At 64.6% G+C, this 21,818-nt stretch carries 20 protein-coding genes; 14 read left to right on the plus strand and 6 right to left on the minus strand.

The annotated features are described in order from the left end of the window. The first annotated feature begins 79 nt into the window (after positions 1-79). From paaA to AC1Z32_RS20285, 11 genes are all read left to right on the plus strand, one after another. Positions 80-1,084: a 1,2-phenylacetyl-CoA epoxidase subunit PaaA gene (paaA, locus tag AC1Z32_RS20235; protein ID WP_483480267.1), complete on the plus strand. Its 1,005-nt coding sequence runs from the start codon at positions 80-82 to the stop codon at positions 1,082-1,084. A gap of 22 nt (positions 1,085-1,106) precedes the next feature. Beyond that, positions 1,107-1,391: a 1,2-phenylacetyl-CoA epoxidase subunit PaaB gene (gene paaB, locus AC1Z32_RS20240; RefSeq protein ID WP_062613098.1), complete on the plus strand. Its 285-nt coding sequence runs from the start codon at positions 1,107-1,109 to the stop codon at positions 1,389-1,391. Positions 1,392-1,403: 12 nt separating this feature from the next. Then, positions 1,404-2,201, plus strand: coding sequence for a 1,2-phenylacetyl-CoA epoxidase subunit PaaC (paaC, locus tag AC1Z32_RS20245; protein ID WP_483480268.1), 798 nt, complete (start codon positions 1,404-1,406; stop codon positions 2,199-2,201). A 9-nt stretch (positions 2,202-2,210) separates the two neighbouring features. After that, on the plus strand, positions 2,211-2,723 hold the full coding sequence (gene paaD, locus AC1Z32_RS20250; RefSeq protein WP_483481697.1) for a 1,2-phenylacetyl-CoA epoxidase subunit PaaD: 513 nt from the start codon (positions 2,211-2,213) through the stop codon (positions 2,721-2,723). Positions 2,724-2,762: 39 nt separating this feature from the next. Then, a complete protein-coding gene (paaE, locus tag AC1Z32_RS20255) occupies positions 2,763-3,851 on the plus strand; it encodes a 1,2-phenylacetyl-CoA epoxidase subunit PaaE (protein WP_483480269.1) in 1,089 nt (362 codons plus the stop codon). A gap of 146 nt (positions 3,852-3,997) precedes the next feature. Next, positions 3,998-5,200 carry a 3-oxoadipyl-CoA thiolase gene (pcaF, locus tag AC1Z32_RS20260; protein WP_483480270.1) on the plus strand — a complete coding sequence of 401 codons (1,203 nt, stop codon included), beginning with the start codon at positions 3,998-4,000 and terminating at the stop codon, positions 5,198-5,200. 12 nt (positions 5,201-5,212) lie between these two features. Then, on the plus strand, positions 5,213-6,727 hold the full coding sequence (locus AC1Z32_RS20265) for a 3-hydroxyacyl-CoA dehydrogenase (RefSeq protein ID WP_483480271.1): 1,515 nt from the start codon (positions 5,213-5,215) through the stop codon (positions 6,725-6,727). Between the two features lie 30 nt (positions 6,728-6,757). After that, entirely contained in the window at positions 6,758-8,098 is a 1,341-nt protein-coding gene (gene paaK, locus AC1Z32_RS20270) for a phenylacetate--CoA ligase PaaK (RefSeq protein ID WP_483480272.1), read from the plus strand. 254 nt (positions 8,099-8,352) lie between these two features. Beyond that, positions 8,353-11,541 (plus strand): efflux RND transporter permease subunit, encoded by a 3,189-nt coding sequence (locus AC1Z32_RS20275; RefSeq protein ID WP_483480273.1) that lies wholly within the window; start codon positions 8,353-8,355, stop codon positions 11,539-11,541. A gap of 27 nt (positions 11,542-11,568) precedes the next feature. Beyond that, a complete protein-coding gene (locus tag AC1Z32_RS20280) occupies positions 11,569-12,777 on the plus strand; it encodes an efflux RND transporter periplasmic adaptor subunit (protein ID WP_483480274.1) in 1,209 nt (402 codons plus the stop codon). Beyond that, on the plus strand, positions 12,777-14,285 hold the full coding sequence (locus AC1Z32_RS20285) for an efflux transporter outer membrane subunit (RefSeq protein ID WP_483480275.1): 1,509 nt from the start codon (positions 12,777-12,779) through the stop codon (positions 14,283-14,285). Before AC1Z32_RS20280 ends, AC1Z32_RS20285 begins: the two co-directional genes overlap by 1 nt. 94 nt (positions 14,286-14,379) lie before the next feature. Here AC1Z32_RS20285 and AC1Z32_RS20290 read toward each other — a convergent pair whose 3' ends face one another. Both AC1Z32_RS20290 and AC1Z32_RS20295 read right to left on the minus strand, forming a co-directional pair. Next, a complete protein-coding gene (locus AC1Z32_RS20290) occupies positions 14,380-15,003 on the minus strand; it encodes a hypothetical protein (protein WP_483480276.1) in 624 nt (207 codons plus the stop codon). 20 nt (positions 15,004-15,023) lie between these two features. Then, on the minus strand, positions 15,024-16,418 hold the full coding sequence (locus AC1Z32_RS20295; protein ID WP_483480277.1) for a selenium-binding family protein: 1,395 nt from the start codon (positions 16,416-16,418) through the stop codon (positions 15,024-15,026). 201 nt (positions 16,419-16,619) lie between these two features. On the opposite strand from AC1Z32_RS20295, the gene AC1Z32_RS20300 reads away from it, so the two are divergent. Further along, positions 16,620-16,775 carry a hypothetical protein gene (locus AC1Z32_RS20300; RefSeq protein WP_483480278.1) on the plus strand — a complete coding sequence of 52 codons (156 nt, stop codon included), beginning with the start codon at positions 16,620-16,622 and terminating at the stop codon, positions 16,773-16,775. Positions 16,776-16,856: 81 nt separating this feature from the next. On the opposite strand, the gene AC1Z32_RS20305 is transcribed toward AC1Z32_RS20300, so the two are convergent. Together AC1Z32_RS20305 and AC1Z32_RS20310 are read right to left on the minus strand one after the other, a co-directional pair. Then, a complete protein-coding gene (locus AC1Z32_RS20305; protein ID WP_483480279.1) occupies positions 16,857-17,177 on the minus strand; it encodes a hypothetical protein in 321 nt (106 codons plus the stop codon). Positions 17,178-17,265: 88 nt separating this feature from the next. Next, positions 17,266-17,736 carry an Lrp/AsnC family transcriptional regulator gene (locus AC1Z32_RS20310; protein WP_483480280.1) on the minus strand — a complete coding sequence of 157 codons (471 nt, stop codon included), beginning with the start codon at positions 17,734-17,736 and terminating at the stop codon, positions 17,266-17,268. A 112-nt stretch (positions 17,737-17,848) separates the two neighbouring features. Between AC1Z32_RS20310 and AC1Z32_RS20315 the strand changes: the two genes are divergently transcribed. Together AC1Z32_RS20315 and AC1Z32_RS20320 are read left to right on the plus strand one after the other, a co-directional pair. Beyond that, complete coding sequence (locus AC1Z32_RS20315) at positions 17,849-18,787, plus strand: DMT family transporter (protein WP_483480281.1); 939 nt, start codon at positions 17,849-17,851, stop codon at positions 18,785-18,787. 52 nt (positions 18,788-18,839) lie between these two features. Next, complete coding sequence (locus AC1Z32_RS20320) at positions 18,840-19,751, plus strand: recombination-associated protein RdgC (RefSeq protein ID WP_483480282.1); 912 nt, start codon at positions 18,840-18,842, stop codon at positions 19,749-19,751. A 10-nt stretch (positions 19,752-19,761) separates the two neighbouring features. Here AC1Z32_RS20320 and AC1Z32_RS20325 read toward each other — a convergent pair whose 3' ends face one another. Continuing rightward, on the minus strand, positions 19,762-20,910 hold the full coding sequence (locus AC1Z32_RS20325) for a diguanylate cyclase domain-containing protein (RefSeq protein ID WP_483480283.1): 1,149 nt from the start codon (positions 20,908-20,910) through the stop codon (positions 19,762-19,764). Next, positions 20,870-21,658, minus strand: a complete 789-nt coding sequence (locus AC1Z32_RS20330; RefSeq protein WP_483480284.1) for a hypothetical protein — start codon at positions 21,656-21,658, stop codon at positions 20,870-20,872. Before AC1Z32_RS20330 ends, AC1Z32_RS20325 begins: the two co-directional genes overlap by 41 nt. Between the last annotated feature and the right edge of the window lie 160 nt (positions 21,659-21,818).

The raw sequence follows: 21,818 nt of genomic DNA on the forward strand, positions 1-21,818 counted from the left end.
TGTAAAATTAATCAACCGTCCGGTCGGTTAATAGTTATACTCGCTCCATCGCATCTCAAAAAGGATGGCGGAGCCCCGCATGTACACCCAATCCCTCGACCTCCCGAGCCCCACGCAAGCAGCCGACGCGTCCGCACCGGCGTTCACTCCCGAGCAAACCCGCTTCGACGCGGTGATGCAGGCCGACGGCAAGATCGAGCCGCAGGACTGGATGCCCGAGGCGTATCGCAAGACGCTGGTGCGCCAGATCTCGCAGCACGCGCATTCGGAGATCATCGGCATGCAGCCCGAAGGCAACTGGATCAGCCGCGCCCCGAGCCTGAAGCGCAAGGCGATTCTGCTCGCCAAAGTGCAGGACGAAGGCGGCCACGGTTTGTATCTCTACAGCGCCGCCGAAACGCTCGGCGTCTCGCGCGATCAGTTGGTCGCGGCGCTGCACGCCGGCAAGGCCAAGTATTCGAGCATCTTCAACTACCCGACGCCCACCTGGGCCGATGTCGGCGTGATCGGCTGGCTGGTCGATGGCGCCGCGATCATGAATCAGATCCCGCTGTGCCGCTGCACCTACGGCCCGTATGCCCGCGCGATGATCCGCATCTGCAAGGAAGAGTCGTTCCATCAGCGCCAGGGTTTCGATGCACTGCTCGCGATGATGAAGGGCACGCAGGCGCAGAAGGACCTCGTGCAACAGGCGGTGAACCGCTGGTGGTGGCCGGTGCTGATGATGTTCGGCCCGAGCGACAAGGATTCGATCCACAGCGGCCAGTCGTTCGCGTGGGGCATCAAGCGCATTTCCAACGATGACCTGCGCCAGAAGTTCGTCGATGCCACGGTGGAGCAGGCGAAGATTCTGGGCGTCACGCTGCCCGATGCGGACCTGAAGTGGAACGACGAGCGCAAGGCCCACGACTACGGCCAGATCGATTGGGACGAGTTCTGGCGCGTGGTCAACGGCGACGGCCCGTGCAACAAGGAGCGCCTCGCTACGCGCGTGAAGGCGCACGACGAGGGCGCATGGGTGCGCGAAGCGGCGCTGGCGCATGCGGAAAAACAGAAGGCGCGCTTGCACAAGCAAGCGGCGTGAAGGGATCAAGGAGACATCGACGATGAACAAGGAATGGCCGATCTGGGAAGTGTTCGTGCGCAGCAAGCAGGGACTGGATCACAAGCACTGCGGCAGCCTGCACGCGCCGGACGCGAGCGGCGCATTGCGCATGGCGCGCGACGTGTACACGCGGCGTCAGGAAGGCGTGAGCATCTGGGTGGTGCCGTCGGCGGCGATCACGGCATCGGACCCGGCGGACAAGGGTGAGCTGTTCGAGCCGGCGGGCGACAAGATCTATCGGCATCCGACGTTCTTCGTGCTGCCCGACGAAATCAATCACATGTAAGGGGCAGGCGATATGACGAAGGAACATCTCGCCTACGTGCTGCGTCTTGCCGATAACGCCTTGATCCTCGGTCAGCGCAATACCGAATGGTGCAGCCACGGCCCGGCGCTGGAAGAAGACATCGCGCTGGCGAACATCAGTCTCGATCTGATCGGTCAGGCGCGACTTCTTTATACGCACGCGGCGACGCTCGACGCGGCGCTCAACGGCACGAAGAAGACCGAGGACGATTACGCGTACTTCCGCAGCGAGCGCGAATTCGCCAACTACACGATGGCGGAGCTGCCGCACTTCGGCCCGCTCGCGGGCACGACGCGCACCGAGCGCGATTACGCGGTGACGACCGTGCGCAACTTCCTGTATTCGGCGCTGATGGTCGAAGTGTGGACCGCGCTGCAAGCCTCGAGCGATGCGCAACTCGCGGCGATCGCGGCGAAGTCGATCAAGGAGACGAGCTATCACCTGCATCACGCGCGCGACTGGCTGGTGCGTTTCGGCGATGGCACGGAGGAGTCGCATCGGCGTGCGCAAGCCGCGCTCGATTATCTGATGCCGTACACGCGCGAGTTCTTCGCGACCGACGCGATCGAACAGGCGGTCGCCGATGCGGGCATCGCGCCGCTCGCGAGCACGTTCGAAGCGGCGTGGCGTGAGCACGTGCAATCCGCCCTCGATGAGGCCACGCTCGTGGCGCCCGCCGAAGTGAAGCACATCACCACCGGCAAGCACGGCGAGCACTCGGAGCACATGGGCTATCTGCTCGCCGAGATGCAGAGCCTGGCACGTCAACATCCGGGCGCGAGCTGGTAAATGCACACCATGCAAACGATGAACACGACGATCGAACGCGCGTGGCACGTGCTCGAAGCGGTGCCCGATCCGGAGATTCCGGTGGTATCGATTCGCGAGCTGGGCATTCTGCGCGATGTGCGCCACGGCGACGATGGCGTGCTCGAAGTGGTGATCACGCCGACGTACTCGGGATGTCCGGCGATGTCGCAGATCGCGGAGGACATCGCACAGGCGATCGACGCCGCTGAACTCGGCGCGCATCGCATCGAGACGGTCCTGGCGCCCGCGTGGACGACCGACTGGATCACCGACGAAGCGCGGGAGAAGCTGCGCCGCTACGGCATCGCGCCGCCGACGGGCGCATGTAGTAGCGCAGAAAAGCCGATCCGTTTCGTGCCCCACAAGAAAGAAGTCATCGCGTGCCCGCGCTGCGGCTCGACGCACACCGAGAAGCTGGCGCAGTTCGGCTCGACGGCGTGCAAGGCGCTGTATCGCTGCATCGATTGCCGCGAGCCGTTCGATTACTTCAAGCCGTACTGAACCGATTCAACCGAATCAACTGAAAGCGAGCCGAAAAACATGGCGACTCCGCAATTCCACCCGCTGCGCATCCGCGACGTGCGACCCGAAACCGCCGATGCGGTCACCGTATCGTTCGAGGTGCCGCCCGCATTGCGCGAGGCGTTTCGCTTCACGCAAGGCCAGTTCGTGACGCTCAAGACGCATATCGATGGTGAAGAGACGCGCCGTTCCTATTCGATCTGCGTAGGCGTGACCGACTACGATCGCGACGGCGAATTGCGCATCGGCATCAAGCGCGTGCGCGGCGGGCGCTTCTCGAACTTCGCGTTCGATACCTTGCAGCCCGGCCATGAAATCGACGTGATGACACCCGATGGGCGCTTCTTCACGCACCTGAACGCCGATCACGCGAAGCATTACGTGGCGTTCTCGGGCGGCTCGGGCATTACGCCGGTGCTGGCGATCATCAAGACGACGCTGGATATGGAGCCGACAAGCCGCTTCACGCTCGTGTACGGCAATCGCAGCGTGGACGCGATCATGTTCGCCGAGGAGCTCGAGGATCTGAAGAATCGGTATATGGACCGGTTCTCGCTGTATCACGTGCTCTCCGATGATCTGCAGGATGTCGAGTTGTTCAACGGCGTGCTGGATCAGGAGAAATGCAAGGCGTTTCTGGAAACCTTGCTCTCGCCCGAAGAAATCGACGAAGCGTTCATCTGCGGCCCCGGCCCGATGATGGATGCAGCCGAAGCGGCGTTGAAGGATTCGGGCGTTGCACCGAAGCAGATTCACGTCGAGCGCTTCGGCTCGCCGCTGCCGCAAGCGGGCGTGCCGCCGATCGAGATCACGGAGAACACGCCGGCGGCGGATCTGGAGCTGATCATCGATGGCAAGAAGCGCAAGCTGCGCCTGCCGTATGAAGGCGTGAGCGTGCTCGATGTCGGCCTGAAGGCCGGACTTGCGCTGCCGTATGCCTGCAAGGGCGGTGTCTGCTGCACGTGCCGCGCGAAAGTGCTCGAAGGCGAAGTGAAGATGGAAAAGAACTACACGCTCGAACAACACGAGATCGATGACGGTTTCGTGCTGACCTGCCAGTGCCATCCGGTCAGCGAGCGCGTGGTCGTGAGTTACGACGAGCGCTAAGAGCCGTCCCTGATTCCTGTGAACGACGCGCATCGCAACGATGCGCGAAGCCGAAGCATTCCCCATCAATGCACGCCGAAGTCGTTAGCAATGCAAGCATTGCGCGGCTTCGTCGTAATCGAACATCCAACACATCGAGACTTGTCATGACTGAAGCCTTCATCTGCGATGCGATTCGTACGCCCATCGGCCGCTACGGCGGTGTTTTCAAGGACGTCCGCGCGGACGATCTCGGCGCCGTGCCCATCACCGCGCTCATGAAGCGCAACGCGTCGGTGGATTGGGCGCGCGTCGACGACGTGATCTACGGTTGCGCGAATCAGGCCGGCGAGGACAACCGCAACGTCGCGCGCATGTCGGGCCTGCTGGCGGGCCTGCCCATCGACGTCCCCGGTTCGACGATCAACCGCCTGTGCGGCTCGGGCATGGACGCCGTGGGCAGCGCCGCGCGTGCGATCAAGGCGGGCGATGGCTCGCTCTATCTTGCAGGCGGCGTCGAGAGCATGACGCGCGCGCCCTTCGTGATGGGCAAGGCATCGAGCGCATTCTCGCGTTCGGCCGATATCTTCGATACCACCATCGGCTGGCGCTTCATCAATCGTGCGATGCGTGAGCGCTATGGTGTCGATTCGATGCCCGAGACGGCGGAGAACGTCGCCGTCGACTTCGGCATCTCGCGCGATGCGCAGGACCGCTTCGCGCTGCGCAGCCAGCAGCGCGCCGCACGCGCGCAGGCCGACGGCACCTTCGCGCAGGAAATCGTCGCGGTGAATGTGCCGCAGAAGAAGGGCGAAACGATTGCGATCGATCGCGACGAGCATCCGCGCGAAACCTCGCTCGAAACACTCGCGAAGCTGAAGGGCGTCGTGCGCCCCGATGGCAGCGTGACCGCCGGCAACGCATCGGGCGTGAACGACGGCGCATGCGCGCTCATCATCGCGAATGAGGAAGCGGCAAAGCGCAATGGACTGACGCCGCGCGCGCGCATCATCGGCATGGCGACGGCGGGCGTCGAGCCGCGCATCATGGGCATCGGGCCCGCGCCGGCGACGAAAAAGCTTCTCGCGCGCAAGGGTCTCACGCTCGATCAGTTCGATGTGATCGAGCTCAACGAAGCGTTCGCATCGCAAGGCATCGCGGTGCTGCGTCAACTGGGGCTCGCGGAAGACGATCCGCGCGTGAACCCGAATGGCGGCGCCATCGCGCTCGGCCATCCGCTCGGCGCATCGGGCGCGCGTCTCGTGACGACCGCGATGTACGAGCTCGAGCGCCGCAACGGCCGCTATGCGCTGTGCACGATGTGCATCGGCGTGGGGCAGGGTATCGCGATTGCGATCGAGCGCGTCTGAGGGCCGCACCACATGACACAGGCCATCCAGACATCGGCGATCGTCGGCGTGATCGGTGCGGGCGCGATGGGTGCCGGCATCGCGCAAGTCGCGGCGCTCGCGGGACATACCGTGCTGCTCTACGATCTCGACGCGAAGGCGCTCGACAAGGCGCGCAACGGCATCGCGGCGAACGTGCAGCGTTCGATCGACAAGAAGAAGCTCGATGCCACCGCGGGACATGAAGCCATCGAACGCGTGCGCATCATCACGAGCCTCTCTGACTTGCGCACGGCTGCGCTCGTCATCGAAGCCGTCGCCGAACGGCTCGACGTCAAGCGCGCGCTTTTCGGCGAGCTCGAAAGCATCGTGACGTCCGAGTGCATTCTCGCGACCAACACGTCGTCCATTTCGATCACCGCGATCGCGGCGCCGTTGAAGCATCCGTCGCGCGTGGTCGGCATGCACTTCTTCAACCCCGCGCCGTTGATGGCACTCGTCGAAGTCGTGCACGGCCTCGCGACGTCCGATGCCGTCGCGCAAGCCGTGTACGCCACATCGGCCGCATGGGGCAAGAAGCCCGTTCATGCGAAATCGACGCCGGGTTTCATCGTCAATCGCGTCGCTCGGCCCTTCTATGCGGAAGGCCTGCGCGTGCTCAACGAGCAAGGCGCCGACGCGGCTTCCATCGATGCCGTCATGCGCGATTCCGGCGGCTTCAGGATGGGCCCGTTCGAATTGATGGACCTCATCGGCCATGACGTGAACTTCGCGGTGACGCAATCGGTGTTCAACGCGTACTTCAACGATCCGCGCTTCACGCCTTCGCTGATTCAACAAGAGCTGGTGAACGCGGGCTTTCTCGGCCGCAAGACGGGCCGCGGCTTCTATGACTACGCCGCCGATGCAACGAAACCCGCCGCGCGCATCGAGACGCACACGCGTACGCCTTCGACCATCGTGCTCGGTGAAACCTCGCCCGTGTATGACAACTTGCAGGCGCGCATTGCGCAGACGAACGCCGCCCGCAACGACATGCCCGGCCTCATCGCGCAGATCGACGATGCCTACCTGTTCCTCACCGATGGCCGCACCGCGACCGAACGCGCGCATGCGCTCGGCATCGACAACGTCGTGCTGATCGATCTCGCGCTCGACTATGCGAACGCGCCAAGCGTGGCCGTCACGCGTGCCCGTCAATGCGCCGACGATGCGTACGCCGCCGTCACCGGCGCGCTGACGAAAGTCGGCTATGCAGTCGTGCCGCTGAAGGACATCGCAGGCATGGCCGTGATGCGCACGGTCGCGATGCTCGTCAACGAAGCGGCGGACGCCGTGAATCAGGGCGTCTGCACGAGCGCCGATCTCGACCTCGCGATGGAAAAAGGCGTGAACTATCCGCTCGGTCCGCTCGCGTGGGGCGAGCGCATCGGCATCGAGCGCGTTCACGATGTGCTGATCCATCTCGCGTCACATTACGGCGAAGACCGCTATCGCGCGTCGCCACTCATTGCGAGCTTGCGTTACTCGGCCCAGCGATTTCATTGAAGCATTCGCGTCATCTTTTATCGAGCATTCATGCAGGAGACAACCGTGGTCCAATCCATTGCACAGCAGAGCGAACTGGAACCGATCGAACGCGCAAGCCGTGACGAGCTTCAGGCCTTGCAACTCGAACGCCTCAAATGGACGTTGCGTCATGCTTACGAGAACGTGCCGCACTATCGCCGCGCGTTCGATGCGGCAGGCGTGCACCCCGACGATCTGCGCGAGCTCTCCGATCTCGCGCGCTTCCCGACCACGTCCAAGACCGATCTGCGCGACAACTATCCCTTCGGGCTCTTCGCCGTGCCGCGCGATCAGGTCGTGCGCGTGCATGCATCGAGCGGCACCACGGGCAAGCCGACAGTCGTCGGCTACACGGCGAAGGACATCGACACCTGGGCCAACGTGACCGCGCGCTCGATTCGCGCGGCGGGCGGCCGCAAGGGCGACACGCTGCACAACGCATTCGGCTATGGTCTCTTCACCGGCGGCCTCGGCATTCACTACGGCGCGGAACGTCTGGGCTGCATGGTCGTGCCGATGTCGGGCGGCCAGACAGAAAAGCAGGTGCAGCTCATCCGCGACTTCGAGCCGAAGATCATTCTCGTCACGCCTTCGTACATGTTGAATCTGCTCGACGAGATGACGCGTCAGGGCATGGACCCGGCGAACACGTCGCTGAAGATCGGCATCTTCGGTGCCGAGCCGTGGAGCCAGGGCTTGCGCAGCGAGATCGAAACACGCGCGGGCATTCAGGCGCTCGACATCTATGGCCTTTCGGAAATCATGGGGCCGGGCGTCGCGTGCGAATGCATCGAAACGAAGGACGGCCCGACGATCTGGGAAGATCATTTCTATCCCGAGATCATCGATCCGGTGACGGGCGAAGTGCTTCCCGAAGGCAGCACGGGCGAACTCGTCTTCACGTCGCTCACGAAGGAAGCAATGCCGATGATCCGCTACCGCACGCGCGATCTCACGTCGCTTCTGCCGCCGAGCGCGCGTTCGATGCGACGCCTCGCGAAGATCACAGGCCGCTCCGACGACATGCTGATCATTCGCGGCGTGAACGTGTTCCCGAGTCAGATCGAGGAACTGATTCTCGCGATTCCGCGCCTGAGCGGTCAGTATCAGTTGTGCGTGTCGCGCGAGGGGCACATGGATTCGCTGTCGGTGTCCGTCGAAGCGCGCGCCGAAGTCTGCGCGACGTTGAGCGACAGCGAGCGTACCGGCTTGTCGCGCGAGCTTCAGCACCGCGTGAAGACGATGGTCGGCGTATCGACGCAAGTGCGCGTGCTCGACTCGGGCGAACTGCCGACGACCGCTACCGGCAAGGCGAAACGCGTCGTCGACCTGCGTCCCGCGACCGTCTGATTTTCATTGAAGCCGAGCGCCCCGCATATCGCGGGGCGTATCTTTTCCCACCAATTGGAGCGCGCGTTTCCAATTCCGGTGCGGCCATGCATTCTTCAGCAGAATATCTTCCGCATAAACCCTCGCAACCGTTTGCGCAAATTGTTTTGTAAGCTTCAATTGTGTCATCGTAGCGAGTGCATTTGCTCGGACCATTATTCGAGCATCCAACAGTATTCGAATAACGAACACCAAACGGGGCAGGCGGAATTTCGATGTGGATCGTCAGACTCGCGCTCAAGCGCCCGTACACGTTCATCGTCCTGTCGCTGCTGTTGCTGATCATCGGTCCGCTCGTCATCGTTCGCACGCCGACCGACATCTTTCCCAACATCGATATTCCGGTCGTCAGCGTCATCTGGTCGTACACAGGCTTGCCGCCCGATCAGATGGAGAGGCGCATCACGCTCAACTATGAGCGCGGCTTGTCGGTGGCGGTGAACGACATCGAGCATATCGAGTCGGAATCGCTGCCCGGCATCGCGGTGATTCGCATCTATTTTCAGCCGAACGCGAATGTCGACGAAGCCATCGCCGAGATCACCGCGCTTTCGCAGACCCAACTGCGCTCATTGCCGCCGGGCATCACGCCGCCGAACATCCTGCGCTTCAATGCATCGACGGTGCCGATTCTGCGGCTCGCCCTATCATCGGCGGAACTCACCGAGCAGCAGCTCTACGACTTCGGCAACAGCTTCCTGAAGACGCAGCTCGCGACCGTGCAGGGCGCGTCCGTGCCATTACCTTATGGCGGCAAGCAGCGGCAGATCATGGTCGATATCGACTCGCGCAAGCTGCAGGCGAAGAACCTCGCGCCGACCGATGTCGTCAACGCGATCAGCGCGCAGAACCTCATCCTGCCGACGGGCACGACGAAGATCGGCTCGACCGAATACTCGGTGGGCCTGAACGCGAGCCCGGGCTCGATCGAAGGCCTCAACGACATACCAATTCGCACCGGCCCCGGCGGCACGATCTATATCAAGGACGTCGCACATGTGCGCGACGGCTTTCAGCCGCAGACGAACATCGTGCGCGTGGACGGCACGCGCGCTTCCTTACTCACGATCAACAAGAGCGGCAACGCATCGACGCTCGATATCGTCGCGCGCGTGAAGAACCTGTTGCCCACGTTGCGCGGCATGGTGCCCGAGTCGCTGAAGATCGAGCCCGTGGCGGATCAGTCGCTCTTCGTACGCGCATCGGTGTCGGGTGTATTGCGCGAAGCCGTGATCGCGGCGGGCCTCACGGCGCTGATGGTGCTGCTCTTTCTGGGAAGCTGGCGCGCGACGCTCATCATCGCGATCTCGATACCGCTCTCCATGCTCACGTCGATCGTCGCCCTCTCCGCGATCGGGCAGACCATCAACATCATGACGCTGGGCGGGCTGGCGCTCGCGGTCGGTATTCTCGTCGACGATGCGACCGTTGCGATCGAAAACATCAGCCAGAACCTGGAGCAGGGCAAGGAACTGGAGCAGGCGATTCTCGACGGCGCGCAGCAGATCGCAGTGCCGACGCTCGTATCGACGCTTTCCATCTGCATTGTGTTCATTCCGATGTTCCTGCTGACGGGCGTCGCGCATTACCTCTTCGTGCCGATGGCCGAGGCCGTCGTATTCGCGATGCTCGCATCCTACTTCTTCTCGCGCACGCTGATTCCGACGCTCGCGAAGTATCTGCTGCGCCATCACGAGCATATGGGCGGCGATGTCGAATCGATGAAGGGCTCGCGCAATCCGTTCGTGCGCATTCATCTCGCGTTCGAGCGTCATTTCGAATCCGTGCGCGGCCGCTACCGGCGCTTTCTCGAAGCCCAGCTCGCGCATCCGGGACGCTTCGCCTCATTGTTCCTGCTGTGCTGTGTGTTGTCGCTCGGGCTCGCGCCATTCCTCGGACGCGACTTCTTTCCATCGGTCGATTCGGGTGTGATCGCACTGCACATGCGCACGAAAACCGGCACACGTATCGAGGAAACGGCGGCGTTGACGGATCGCGTCGATGCGCGCATCAGGCAATTGATTCCGCGCGGCGAGATTCGCTCGATCATCGACAACATGGGCTTGCCGGTGTCGGGCATCAATCTCTCGTACAGCAACACGGGCACGATCAGTTCCGCCGATGCCGACGTGCTCATCAGCCTGAATGAAGATCACGCGCCGACCGAAGGTTATATCCGCGAGCTGAGAAAGCGCCTGCCGCAGGAGTTTCCGGGGGTGACCTTCTCGTTCCTGCCCGCCGATATCGTGAGCCAGATTCTCAACTTCGGCGTGCCCGCGCCGATCGATATAGCCATCACGGGGCGCGACGTGCGGGGCAACCGCGCGCTCGCAAACCGCTTGCTGGAGAAGATCCGCCGCGTGCCGGGTCTCGTCGATGCACGCATCCAGCAGCCGTCCGACTTGCCCGCGATCAATGTCGAAGTCGATCGGACCAAGGCGCTGCAAGCGGGCTTTACGCAGCGCGATGTCGCGAACAATCTGCTGATCACGCTTTCGGGCAGCCAGCAGACGACGCCCACGTTCTGGCTCAACCCCGTGAACGGCGTGAGCTATCAGGTCATCACGACGGCGCCGCAATACGACATGAACTCGCTGCAATCGGTCGCGAACATTCCGGTCACGTCCGCGAGCGGCAAGACGAATATTCTCGGCGCGCTCGCAACGCTCTCGCGCGGCGCGCGCGATGCGGTCGTGTATCACTACAACGCGCAGACCACCATCAATCTGTATGCGACGACCGAACGGCGCGATCTCGGCGCGGTATCGGACGACGTGCAGCGGATCATCGACGAAGTGCGCGGCGAGTTGCCCAAGGGCTCGTCGATTGAGATGCGCGGGCAGGTCGAGACGATGAACGGTTCGTTCTCCGGTCTCGCGTTCGGGCTCATCCTCGCGGTCGTGCTGGTGTATCTGCTGATCGTCGTGAATTTTCAGTCGTGGCTCGATCCGTTCATCATCATCACCGCATTGCCGGGCGCGCTCGCGGGCATCGTGTGGATGCTGTTCCTCACGCACACGACGCTGTCGATTCCCGCGTTGACAGGCGCGATCATGTGCATCGGCATCGCGACGGCCAATAGCATTCTCGTCGTGAGCTTCGCGCGCACGGCGCTCGCCGAGCACGGCGATGCGGTGCGCTCCGCGCTCGAGGCAGGCTATACGCGCTTCAGGCCCGTGCTGATGACCGCACTCGCGATGATGATCGGCATGGTGCCGATGGCGATCGGCCTCGGCGAAGGCGGCGAGCAGAACGCGCCGCTCGGACGCGCGGTGATCGGCGGCCTGATGGTCGGCACGGTCGCGACATTGTTCTTCGTGCCGGTCGTGTTCTCGATGATCTATCGGCGCATGGAAGCGCGCGGCAAAGGTCCGGGCGCGATGGCCAGGGAAGCAACGCAATAAAACAATCGAACAGCAGGCGGAGTGAGCATGGAAGAGCAGGTGTCGCAACGATCGGGCAACAGGCGACGAGGGCGCGTGTGGCTCGCGATCGCGCTCGTGGTGGTCGTCGCGCTCGTCGCGCAAGGCATACTTTCACGGCGCGCGGCGCATGCGGAACTCGAACGCGATGCGAACGAACATGGCGTGCAGACGGTCGAGGTCATCAAGCCGGCGCGCATGAAGGCGTCGCAGGATCTCGTGCTCGCGGGCGATATCCGCGCGTTTTCCGATGCGCCGATCTTCGCGCGCACGAACGGGTATCTGAAACGCTGGACAGTCGATATCGGCACGAAGGTGAAAAAGGGCCAACTGCTCGCGGAGATCGATGCGCCCGAAATCAACGATCAGCTTCGTCAGGCACGCGCCGACGCGCAGACCGCGCGTGCGAACTATCTGCTCGCGAAGACCACGGCCGAGCGCTGGTCGCAGATGTTGAAGAACAACTCGGTATCGCGTCAGGAAACCGATGAAAAGCAGGGCGACATGCTCGCGAAGGAAGCGGCGTTCAATGCGGCGCAGGCGAACGTGTCGCGGCTCGAACAGCTCGTGTCGTTCCAGAAGATCTATGCGCCTTTCGATGGCGTCGTGACCGCGCGCAATACCGATGTCGGTCAACTGATCGATGCGGGCAGCGGCGCGGCGGGCCGCGAACTATTCCACATTCAGGATGCGTCGACGTTGCGCGTGTTCGTCGATGTGCCGCAGGCTTATGCGCGAATGGTGACGGTTGGCTTGCCTGCGGAGCTGCTGCTCAATGAAGAGCGCAATCGCACGTTCGAAGGCGTCACGGTGCGCACGGCGGGCGCGGTCGATCCGGTCGCGCGCACGATGCGCGTCGAGGTCGATGTGAAGAACCCCACCGGCGAACTGCTCGCGGGCGCGTATGCGCAAGTGCGCTTTCGTCTCACGAGCGCGAATCCTTCGTACACGCTGCCGGGCAACGCGCTGCTGTTTCGTCCCGATGGCGTGCATGCCGCGAGCGTCGATGCGAACAATCGCGTGAAGCTTCTGCCCATCACGCTCGGCACCGACTATGGCACGCGCGTGTCCATCGTTTCGGGATTGAACGGCGATGAACGCGTGATCGTGAATCCGCCCGATTCGATCGTCGATGGCGCGACGGTGCGGATCGGCCGTGCAGGCGCTGGTCAGGGCGCAAGTGGCGGCGCCGCGAAGTCCGAAGGAAGCGAGTCGTGATGATGCGCTCATTGCTTCGGCTCGTGGCATGGCTGACTATCGCCGCGTCGGCGGGCTGCGCGGTGGGGCCGGATTATGTGCGGCCCGAGATGACGGTGCCCGCCGCGTACAAATCGCCGATACCGCTCGATGCGCCCGCCGCATCCGCCACGTCATCGCAAGAGTGGAAGCCCGCGCAGCCCGCCGACGCCAAACCTCGCGCGCCGTGGTGGGAAGTGTATGGCGATCCGCAACTCGACGCGCTCGAAGAACGCGTCGCGGCCGCGAACCAGACGGTGGCCGCCGCCGCCGCGCGTTTTCGCGGCGCGCGCGCGGCGGCGGCGCAAGCGCGTTCGGCGTACTTCCCGACCATCACCGCGAATGCGGCGTTCAATCAGTCGCGCGTGTCTTCGAATGTGCTGTACAAGTCGAGCGCGGGCGTTACCGTGCCCGACTATCTGATCGATGCGCAGATCTCGTGGGAGCCCGATCTGTGGGGCCGCATCTCACGCGCCGTGGAAGGCGGGCGTGCTCAGGCGCAGGCGAGCGCGGCGGACCTGCAAAGCGCCATTCTTTCGATGCAGGCCGAACTCGCGACGAGCTACTTCGAATTGCGCGGCACCGTCGAGGAAGAGCGGCTGCTGCAGGCCACGCTGCAAGCGTATGAAAAGGCGCTTGCACTGACGCGCGATCGCTTCGCGGGCGGCGTCGCGGCGGAATCGGACGTTGCGCAGGCGGAAGAGCAGTTGCGCGCGACGCAGGCGCAACTGATCGATCTCGAAACCACGCGCACGAGCCTCGTCAACGCGATCGCGATTCTCGTCGGCGAGGCGCCGCCGAGCTTCACGCTCGATGTCGCGCCGCTCAATGAACACCATTCGCCGCATCCGTCGGCGGCGCTGGCCGCATTGCCGCTCAGCGTGCCGTCCGCGCTGCTCGAGCGGCGCCCGGACATCGCGGCGGCGGAGCGGCGCGTGGCCGATGCGAATGCGCGCGTCGGCGTCGCGACGGCGGCGTTCTTCCCGAACCTGCTGCTCGCCGCCACAGGCGGGCTGGAAGCGACGCGCTTCACCTCGTGGCTCGAAGCGCCGAGCCGATTCTGGTCGCTCGGGCCGCAGCTCGCGTTCACGGTGCTCGATTTCGGCGGCCGCGCCGCAGCCCGGGATGCGGCGCGCGCCGCTTACGACGAGAGCGTCGCCGATTATCGGCAAACGGTGCTGACCGCCTTCGGGCAGGTCGAGGACAACCTGAACGCGCTGGAAGTGCTGCGCCGTGAGAGCGAAGCGCAGCGCGATGCGGTCGATGCTGCCCAGCGCGCACTCGGCAAGGTGAGCAACCGCTACGAGAACGGCGCGATCACGTATCTGAGCGTGGTGGTGACGCAGGCCATCGTGCTGTCGGATCAGCGCACGGCGGTGCGCATCGAGCGGCGGCGCATGGCGGCGAGCGTCGCGCTCGTGAAGGCGCTGGGCGGCGGATGGAGCACGGCGGCGCTGCCGAGCGCGGAAGAAGTCTCGCGACGCGATTGAATTTTGCGCTATGCATGCAAAATGTCATCGCGCGTAACGCATGCAAAATGCGATTGCTGCGGTGCACGAACGATGCCCGAAGGCGGCGTCGAAGCTACACGAACAGAAACACGCCACATCCAATCAGCGCCGCGCTCCACAGCCAGTCGATGTTGATCCAGCCGCTTCGCAGGAAGCCGAGTCCGCCGCGTTCCTGAACGGACATCGCGAACATGGAGATCGCGGCGATCACCGCGAGCATCGCGCCGGTGTGCACCGTCAGCGCGAGCGCGCTGGCTTCGAACGCACCCGCCGCGACCTTGCCCGTGCAAAGCGGCAGGAGCGCCGGCACGAGCATCAGGCCGGCGCCGTGCGCGCTCGACATCACGAAGGACCATAGCGCGAGCCCCGCAAGCCCTGTGCGCATGCCGACGGTCGGACGTCCGCGATGCCCGCGCCATGCCCGCCACACGCCCCAGCCGATCAGAAGCGCCCCGCACGCGCGCGCGAGCACGTCATGGCCGACGACCGCGCCGAGCGTGAGCGCGCCCGCGAGCACGAGCGCCACCGACACCGCATGCCCCAGCGCGATCGGCACGAGAGACACGAGCGCGACGCGGCGGCTGCGGGCGTATAAGCCGAGCGCGACCGCAAAGAGCCATCCCATCGCGGGATTGAGACCGTGAAACGCGCCGAGGCCCGCGGCGGTGTAGAGGAGCGCGGGCGATGCGGCATCCATGCAAGACGGCTCGCGGCGTGTCAGGGGTAGCAGTACGAATCCGACGAGCAGTCGCCGCCTTGCAGCCGGATCTGATGCGGCCGCTGCCCCTTCGGCCAGTCGATGAAAAACTTCTCGTCGACGGCAAGTCCGCCGTTGGGATCGGCGTCGAGCTTCACCATCCAGCCCGCGATGCCTTCGGGATAGAACTGCGCATCCACTGCGCCGTAGAGCGAGTTCGTGAAATAGACGCGGCGTCCGTCGCGGCTCACTTCGACCATCTGCGGGCCGCCGTTCAGTGCGCCATTCGAAGCGCCCGGATGCGTCGCGCGCGCGACCACGCCGCCGATGCGAACCTTGCCCGTCAGCTTCGGCGCGAACGGGTCGGAGACGTCGTACTGCAGCATGTCGCCCGTGCCCCAGCACGACACGTAAAGAAAGCGGTCGTCCATCGACAGATCGATGTCGGAGACGAGCGGCGGCACCGCGCCGAAGCCCTGCAAGAGCGGCGGAAGCAAGGACGCATCGGCGGGTTCGGCGGGAATGTCGATGATCTTCTTCACCGCCCACTTGTCCTTGTCGCGATACCAGGTCCAGATCGACGACGACAGATCCTTCAGGCTGATCACGCAGTTGACGAAGCCGTAGGCCTTGGTCGGGTCGTGCGCCGGGCGCAGCTCGAACACGAGCTGATATTCGTCGCCGAAATCGATCTCCTGAATGTGCCTGCGCTTCGTGAAGTCCCAGAAATGCAGCTTGCGCCCGTACTTCGCGCCGAGCAGCAGCTCGGGCACGAGGCCATCCTCGAAGGTGTCGGGCGTGCCCCATTCGCTCGTAACCATCGTGTCGTAGCCGAGATGCCACCAGCCGTCGTACGCGAGGCGTTGCGGTCCGCGATCCACTTCCCAGCGGCCGAGCGGATCGAAGCTCTGCTGATCGAGCATCAGCACGCCGCCCGGCGCCTTGCCCTCGGCGTTGCCGAGCGCGGTGATATAAATGCCGCCCGGCCCGCAATGCACGGTGTGCGGGCGCGTATAGCCGGCCTTTTCCGCGAGCTCCTCGGGCTCGATCGTCTTCACGATGACGGGCTTCGTCGGATCGGGCTTCGTGTCGATGATATGGATGCGCGACGAGCGCAGCCCCGGCACGACGAGATAGCGCCGCTCCATGTGCGGATGCGGCGCATTGGGACACAGGCACGACGAGCACGCGTTCCAGCCGAAGTGATGCAGCTCGTCGCCGGTATCGGGCATCGAGATCTCGCCGACGATCTTCGTATAGCCGGGCGAATCGGGATCGACATCGACGACGGCGATCTTGTCCGGCGACTTGCGCTCGGGATCGAAGGTCGCGACGTAGGCCAGCGTTTCGCGCGGCGCCTTTGCCGCGAGCCGCGGGGAAGGGTAGAAGCTCGGATCCGGTTTCCAGGTCGCCATGCTGCGTCTCCCAGTTGGTTTGCCCACTTTCGAAGCACACGTGCAAAAGCACTATAGGACACATGGGCGCGGCACGCTCCCGCCGTCGCCGCTTCACTTCTATGCTTTCGTGGATAGCTTGCGCGCGCGGCGCGCGATTCGGCATGGGAAATCAGCGCGTAGAATAGAGGCATCGCCCCTTTAATGAACGAGGAGGTAGCGATGGCCGAGCCGATGATCAGCCTGATGGCGGGAGTCGTCCTGGTGCTATGCGTCGCGGTGGTTATCGTGATGCATCACCGGCACCCGCATGTCCATACTCCGAAGGCGCGCTGGCTGGATACGCATCCGCCGCGCGACTGGCGGCACAGGCATTGAACGTGCAGTGCAAGGTGAATTAAATGCATGCGGCGCCGGCGTCCACCGGCGCTTTTTTTTGCGCGAGCGTCGCGCGCGGACTCAGCGTCTTGGCCCTTTCATCGCCTCGGCTTCCATCGCGGCGTGCCATTCCTCGCTGTTCTCGATCGGGTCCATGCCTTCGTCGATGAACGCCGACGCGCGCTCCGCCACCGCGCGCGTTTCCTCCTCGGTGCCGTCGTCGGCGAGGGCGTCCTCGTCGGCGGGGGGCTCCAGCATGTCCTGCAGCATCGCCTCCAGTTCGGGCGTCTCCCACGGCTCGCCGCGCTGCCTTTTCTTCTTGATGTAATGCCGCACTTCGGCATCCTGTTCGGGGGTCAACGGAAGCCCGCGGAAGGTGCTGTTGGCGTCGAAGTCACTCATGTCCGCTCCTCTCGCGCATAGCCTGTGATGCGTTTTCAAGCGCCTTTAGTGTAACGCCGTTCGTCTGCGGGTAAAAACGTCCCAATGCTCAGCCTAACGGCGGCAGGCGTCTTTCGATCGGCGTGGCCTTGACGATGGCCGTGCTCGTCGCGGCTCGCTCGGTCACGCGCGACAGAATGTCGTCGAGATGGCCGATCGAGCGCAGCCAGAGGCGGCAGACGAAGCAGTCGTCGCCCGTCACCTTGTCGCATTCGACGAACTCGGGAATGCGCCGGATCGCTTCCTCGACGAGATGCAATTGCCCCGGCAGCGGCTGCACGCGCACGATGGCCTGCAGCGTGTAGCCGAGCGCGCGCGGATCGATATCGACGGTGAAGCCGCGAATCACGCCTTGCGTTTCGAGGCGGCGCACGCGCTCGGCGGTGCTCGGCGCCGACAGCCCGACGCGCTTCGCGAGCTCGCTGATCGCGATGCGTCCGTCGCTCGCGAGCACGCCGATGAGCTCGCGATCGATTGCGTCGATATCCGCGTGCGAGGGAGTGTTCAGGTTCTTTGCCATGACGGCCTTCGATTCAAAGGTCAAAAGGTGTACGCGCCTAATTTTAGGCATGGTTTTGGGTGCAGCGCATCGATAGACTGGAGCACATCGAAACTTGCAGGGCAGGGTCGAAATGAATACCGAACGAATCAATGCGCGCTTTGCGGGCGCATCGAATGCGAATGACCTGCGCCGCGGCGCGATCGAGATGTCGGTCGCGATGCTGATGTCGGGCACGATCGGCTGGCTCGTCGTGTCGTCGGGGCAGACGCCGTGGAACGTGGTGTTCTTCCGCTGCGTGTTCGGCGGGGCGACGCTCATCGCCGTGTGCGCGGCGCTGGGCTTTTTGAAGAAGCGCTATTTCTCGTGGCGCATGATCGGGCTCGTCGCGCTCGGCAGCGCGGCGATAGTCGGCAACTGGCTGCTGCTCTTTGCCGCGTACTCGCGCGCGTCGATCTCGATGGCGACGACCGTCTACAACACGCAGCCGTTCATGCTCGTCGCGCTGGGCGTGATCGTCCTGCGCGAGCGCGTGTCGGCGTCGACCTTCGCGTGGCTCGGCATCGCGTTCGTCGGGCTCGTGATGGTGGTGCGCGTCGAGCCCGCCGTGCTCGCGATGCCGGGGCAGTATCTCGAAGGCATTGCGTATGCGCTCGGGGCGGCCTTTCTGTACGCGATATCGTCGATCGTCACGAAGCGGTTGCAGGGCACGCCGCCGCATCTGATCGCAATGCTGCATGTGCTCTTCGGCATCGTCATGCTCGCGCCGTTCGCGCGCTTCGATCAGACGCCGGCGTCGATTTCCGGCTGGTCCGATCTCGTCGTGCTCGGCGTGGTGAACACGGGGCTCATGTACGTGCTGCTCTACGGCGCGATCCAGAAGCTGCCGACCGCGACTACAGGCGCGCTGTCGTTCATCTATCCGGTGGTGGCGATCGTCGTCGACTGGCTCGCGTTCGGGCAACGGCTCGCGTGGCCGCAAGTGGCCGGGGCCGTGCTCATTCTGCTCGCGGCGGCGGGGGTAAATCTGAAGTGGCGGATCGTGCCGGGAAAACAGCGCGCGAACGATTGACGCCACCTCGTATAGAATGGCGCCCCCTCCGACTACATCGAAATCCCGCGCCATGTGGTTCAAGAATCTTCAGCTTCACCGTCTTCCCGCTCACTGGTCCGTCACGCCGCATCAAATGCAGCAATGGCTCGCGCCGCTCGCGTTCAGCGCGGCGTCGAGCGTCGAGAACGAGCGGCGCGGCTGGGTCGCGCCGCGCGGCGACGATGAGCTCGTCTACACGGCGAACCGTCAGATGCTCATTGTCTATCGCGCCGAAAAAAAGCTGCTGCCCGCATCGGTCGTCACGCAGTTCGTGAAGGAGCGCGCGGCCGAGCTCGAAGAGCAGCAGGGCTTCAAACCCGGCCGCAAGCAGATGAAGGAACTGAAGGAGCAGGTCACCGATGAACTGCTCCCGCGCGCCTTCAGCATCCGCCGCGACACGCGCGTGTGGATCGATCCCGTCAACGGCTGGCTCGCGATCGACTCGTCATCGGCCACGCTGTGCGACGACATCATCGGCCTGCTCGTGAAGTCCGTCACCGATCTGCCGCTCGCAAGCGTGCGCACCGCGCGCTCGCCCGTGTCGGCCATGACCGAGTGGCTGCTGTCGGGCGAAGGCCCCGCGGGCTTCACGCTCGATCGCGACACCGAGCTGCGCTCGACCGGCGAAGGCAACGCGACGGTGCGCTATGTCGGCCACGCGCTCGAAACGGAAGACATGCGCCGCCATATCGAAGCGGGCAAGCAGTGCATGCGCCTCGCGATGACCTGGAACGACCGCGTGTCCTTCGTGCTGACGCCGTCGCTCACGCTCAAGCGCGTGAGCCCGCTAGACGTCATCAAGGAAGCCGCCGATCCCACCGCCGCGAACGACGACGAACGCTTCGAGTCCGACTTCATCCTGATGACGGGCGAACTCGCGCGCATGCTCGCGCACATCGCCGAAGCGCTCGGCGGCGAAGAGGACCTGCGCGCGGCGGCCTAGGAACCGCGCGTTACTCGGCGGCCGGCGCCGAAGCGAACGCGTAGCCGTTCTTGCCGTTGCGCTTGACGGTGTACATCGTGTCGTCGGCAGCGGCGACGAGCCGCCAGTAATCGCTGACGCGATCCGGAAAGCTCGCAATGCCGATGCTCGCGCGCACGATCGACAGGCCCATCTGCGCATCGGTCTCGGCGACGCACGCGATGATCCTCTGGGCGATCGAGGCGAGCTCGCCGTCGCTCGAGAACTGGCGCACGAGCAGCGCGAACTCGTCGCCGCCGATGCGCGCCACCAGATCGCCGCCGCGCACCGTCTGACGGAAACGCCGCGACACCGCGATCAGAAATTCGTCGCCGATGCGGTGGCCGTGCGTGTCGTTGACGCGCTTGAAGCCGTCGAGATCGATATACAGCACCGCGATTCGCGCCGAGCCGCGCGTGCCGCTCGCGATCGCATTCGCCGCATCCTCGAGCGCGGCGAAGAGCTTGCGGCGGTTGGGCAAGCCCGTCATCGGATCGTGCAGCGACGCCTGCTCGAATTCGTTCGAGATGCCGAGGAGCTGCCGGTTGCGCTTCGCGTACATGCCGAGCGCCGTGATGAGCACGCCGAAAACGATCGCCGACAGCGCGATCAGCGTGTGCGACACGCTCAGGATGCGCTCGCGCACATCGGCGCTCGTGCGGTCGCGCTCGGTGCGCCACCAGGCGTAAGCGGAATCGAGCGCGGCGCTCGCGTCGCCGAGCGCGGCCGTGGGCGAGAGGACGGCCGACGGCAAGGCCGGCGTGGACATCGGACTGGACGACACCAGCGCGTGCAGCGCGGCGAGGCGCGCCGCCAGTTCGATGCGCGCCTCGCGATAGGCAGCCCGGTGCTGCACGTCGTCATCGGGGGTGTTCTGCAGGGACAGCGCAGCCGCGCGGGCGGCATCCGCGCGCTCGACCGCTTCGAGCACGAGCCCGACGTATTCCTGCTGGAGCTGCGCGGAAAAGATCGCGCGCACCTGCAATGCCAGGAACAGCAGGCCGATCAGCAGGCACAGCAGCGCCGCGCCCGCGAGCGGGGTGGGGCCGGGCACGCGAACGCGCTGCAGGGCGCGCCGCACGCGGCTCGCCAGCGTCTCTTCAGGGACGGGAATACTCCTCTCGCTGACGGGTCGGAACATTGTGTCGATAGCTCACTCGATGAAAGAACGCGCCCATGCGGGCAAAGAGCCCGCCCTCGGGCTTCGCGCGCGCCTGATGCCTGCTTGCCTGTGCGGAAGGGTTGGCGCGGTTCGCCGCGGCCTGCTGCGTCGCCGGCGGATTGCGGCGGCGCTGCACGGCGGCGCTCTGCGCAGGCGCGGCGGCGGACGATGCATCTGCCTGCGAGCGGGATTGCGTCTGCGCGGACGCCGCGGCGGCCGTCGCCAGTGCAGCCGCGCCGGCTGCGCCGGAACCGTCCGAGGCATCGGTGAGTGTGATTTCGTCGGCGGCGTCGGGCGTGGGCGCGTTGTCCGCGAGCGATGGGGTGTCCACGGGCGCCGGCGGGTCGGTCGCGGCGTAGCTGTTCGTGTAGCCGGACGGCGTCATCGTCGCGGGCGTTTCGACGATGCCCGACGACTCCGTCCTCACGGCGATGGCGGGCTGATCGATGCCGAGCGTCCTGCGCGCGCTGGCCATCGCCTCGGCGTACACGCGCTGGTCGTGGTTGAACCACATGCCGTACGCGACCGTGCCGAGCACGCCGATGCCGAGCGCGCTCGCCGACGCCATCCACAGCGCGAGACGGCCGAAGCGCAGCGGGATGCGCGAGGGTGCGGGTTCGTCTGAGAAATCGATTCCAGGCTCGGGCAAGTTGATGACAGTCGGATCATTCGCAGGACTCGCGTGGTCCGCGATGCTCTCTTCGGGTAGCTTTGCGTGCTGAGGCATGACAGCGCTCTCCAGAACGTATTCGTCGGACGGCGGACCAGCGCGAACGCACGGCGGCCGCCGAGTCCACTACAGCCGGATCGCGCAATACGATGCGTCTCATCATATGAATATTCGAACGCGTCGCAGCTTCGTCGGGCATAAGAGCGGGATACCGGTC

The organism is Caballeronia sp. 11_S32, assembly GCF_056930355.1.

Bases quoted from the DNA above. Each gene is read 5' to 3' on its own strand.
- paaB (WP_062613098.1), top strand. From the start codon at position 1,107: ATGAACAAGGAATGGCCGATCTGGGAAGTGTTCGTGCGCAGCAAGCAG.
- AC1Z32_RS20275 (WP_483480273.1), top strand. From the start codon at position 8,353: ATGTGGATCGTCAGACTCGCGCTCAAGCGCCCGTACACGTTCATCGTC.
- paaK (WP_483480272.1), top strand. From the start codon at position 6,758: ATGCAGGAGACAACCGTGGTCCAATCCATTGCACAGCAGAGCGAACTG.
- AC1Z32_RS20330 (WP_483480284.1), bottom strand. From the start codon at position 21,658: ATGCCTCAGCACGCAAAGCTACCCGAAGAGAGCATCGCGGACCACGCG.
- AC1Z32_RS20285 (WP_483480275.1), top strand. From the start codon at position 12,777: ATGATGCGCTCATTGCTTCGGCTCGTGGCATGGCTGACTATCGCCGCG.
- AC1Z32_RS20295 (WP_483480277.1), bottom strand. From the start codon at position 16,418: ATGGCGACCTGGAAACCGGATCCGAGCTTCTACCCTTCCCCGCGGCTC.
- AC1Z32_RS20310 (WP_483480280.1), bottom strand. From the start codon at position 17,736: ATGGCAAAGAACCTGAACACTCCCTCGCACGCGGATATCGACGCAATC.
- paaC (WP_483480268.1), top strand. From the start codon at position 1,404: ATGACGAAGGAACATCTCGCCTACGTGCTGCGTCTTGCCGATAACGCC.
- paaD (WP_483481697.1), top strand. From the start codon at position 2,211: ATGCAAACGATGAACACGACGATCGAACGCGCGTGGCACGTGCTCGAA.
- paaE (WP_483480269.1), top strand. From the start codon at position 2,763: ATGGCGACTCCGCAATTCCACCCGCTGCGCATCCGCGACGTGCGACCC.
- AC1Z32_RS20315 (WP_483480281.1), top strand. From the start codon at position 17,849: ATGAATACCGAACGAATCAATGCGCGCTTTGCGGGCGCATCGAATGCG.
- AC1Z32_RS20320 (WP_483480282.1), top strand. From the start codon at position 18,840: ATGTGGTTCAAGAATCTTCAGCTTCACCGTCTTCCCGCTCACTGGTCC.
- AC1Z32_RS20265 (WP_483480271.1), top strand. From the start codon at position 5,213: ATGACACAGGCCATCCAGACATCGGCGATCGTCGGCGTGATCGGTGCG.
- AC1Z32_RS20300 (WP_483480278.1), top strand. From the start codon at position 16,620: ATGGCCGAGCCGATGATCAGCCTGATGGCGGGAGTCGTCCTGGTGCTA.
- AC1Z32_RS20305 (WP_483480279.1), bottom strand. From the start codon at position 17,177: ATGAGTGACTTCGACGCCAACAGCACCTTCCGCGGGCTTCCGTTGACC.
- AC1Z32_RS20280 (WP_483480274.1), top strand. From the start codon at position 11,569: ATGGAAGAGCAGGTGTCGCAACGATCGGGCAACAGGCGACGAGGGCGC.
- AC1Z32_RS20325 (WP_483480283.1), bottom strand. From the start codon at position 20,910: ATGTTCCGACCCGTCAGCGAGAGGAGTATTCCCGTCCCTGAAGAGACG.
- pcaF (WP_483480270.1), top strand. From the start codon at position 3,998: ATGACTGAAGCCTTCATCTGCGATGCGATTCGTACGCCCATCGGCCGC.
- AC1Z32_RS20290 (WP_483480276.1), bottom strand. From the start codon at position 15,003: ATGGATGCCGCATCGCCCGCGCTCCTCTACACCGCCGCGGGCCTCGGC.
- paaA (WP_483480267.1), top strand. From the start codon at position 80: ATGTACACCCAATCCCTCGACCTCCCGAGCCCCACGCAAGCAGCCGAC.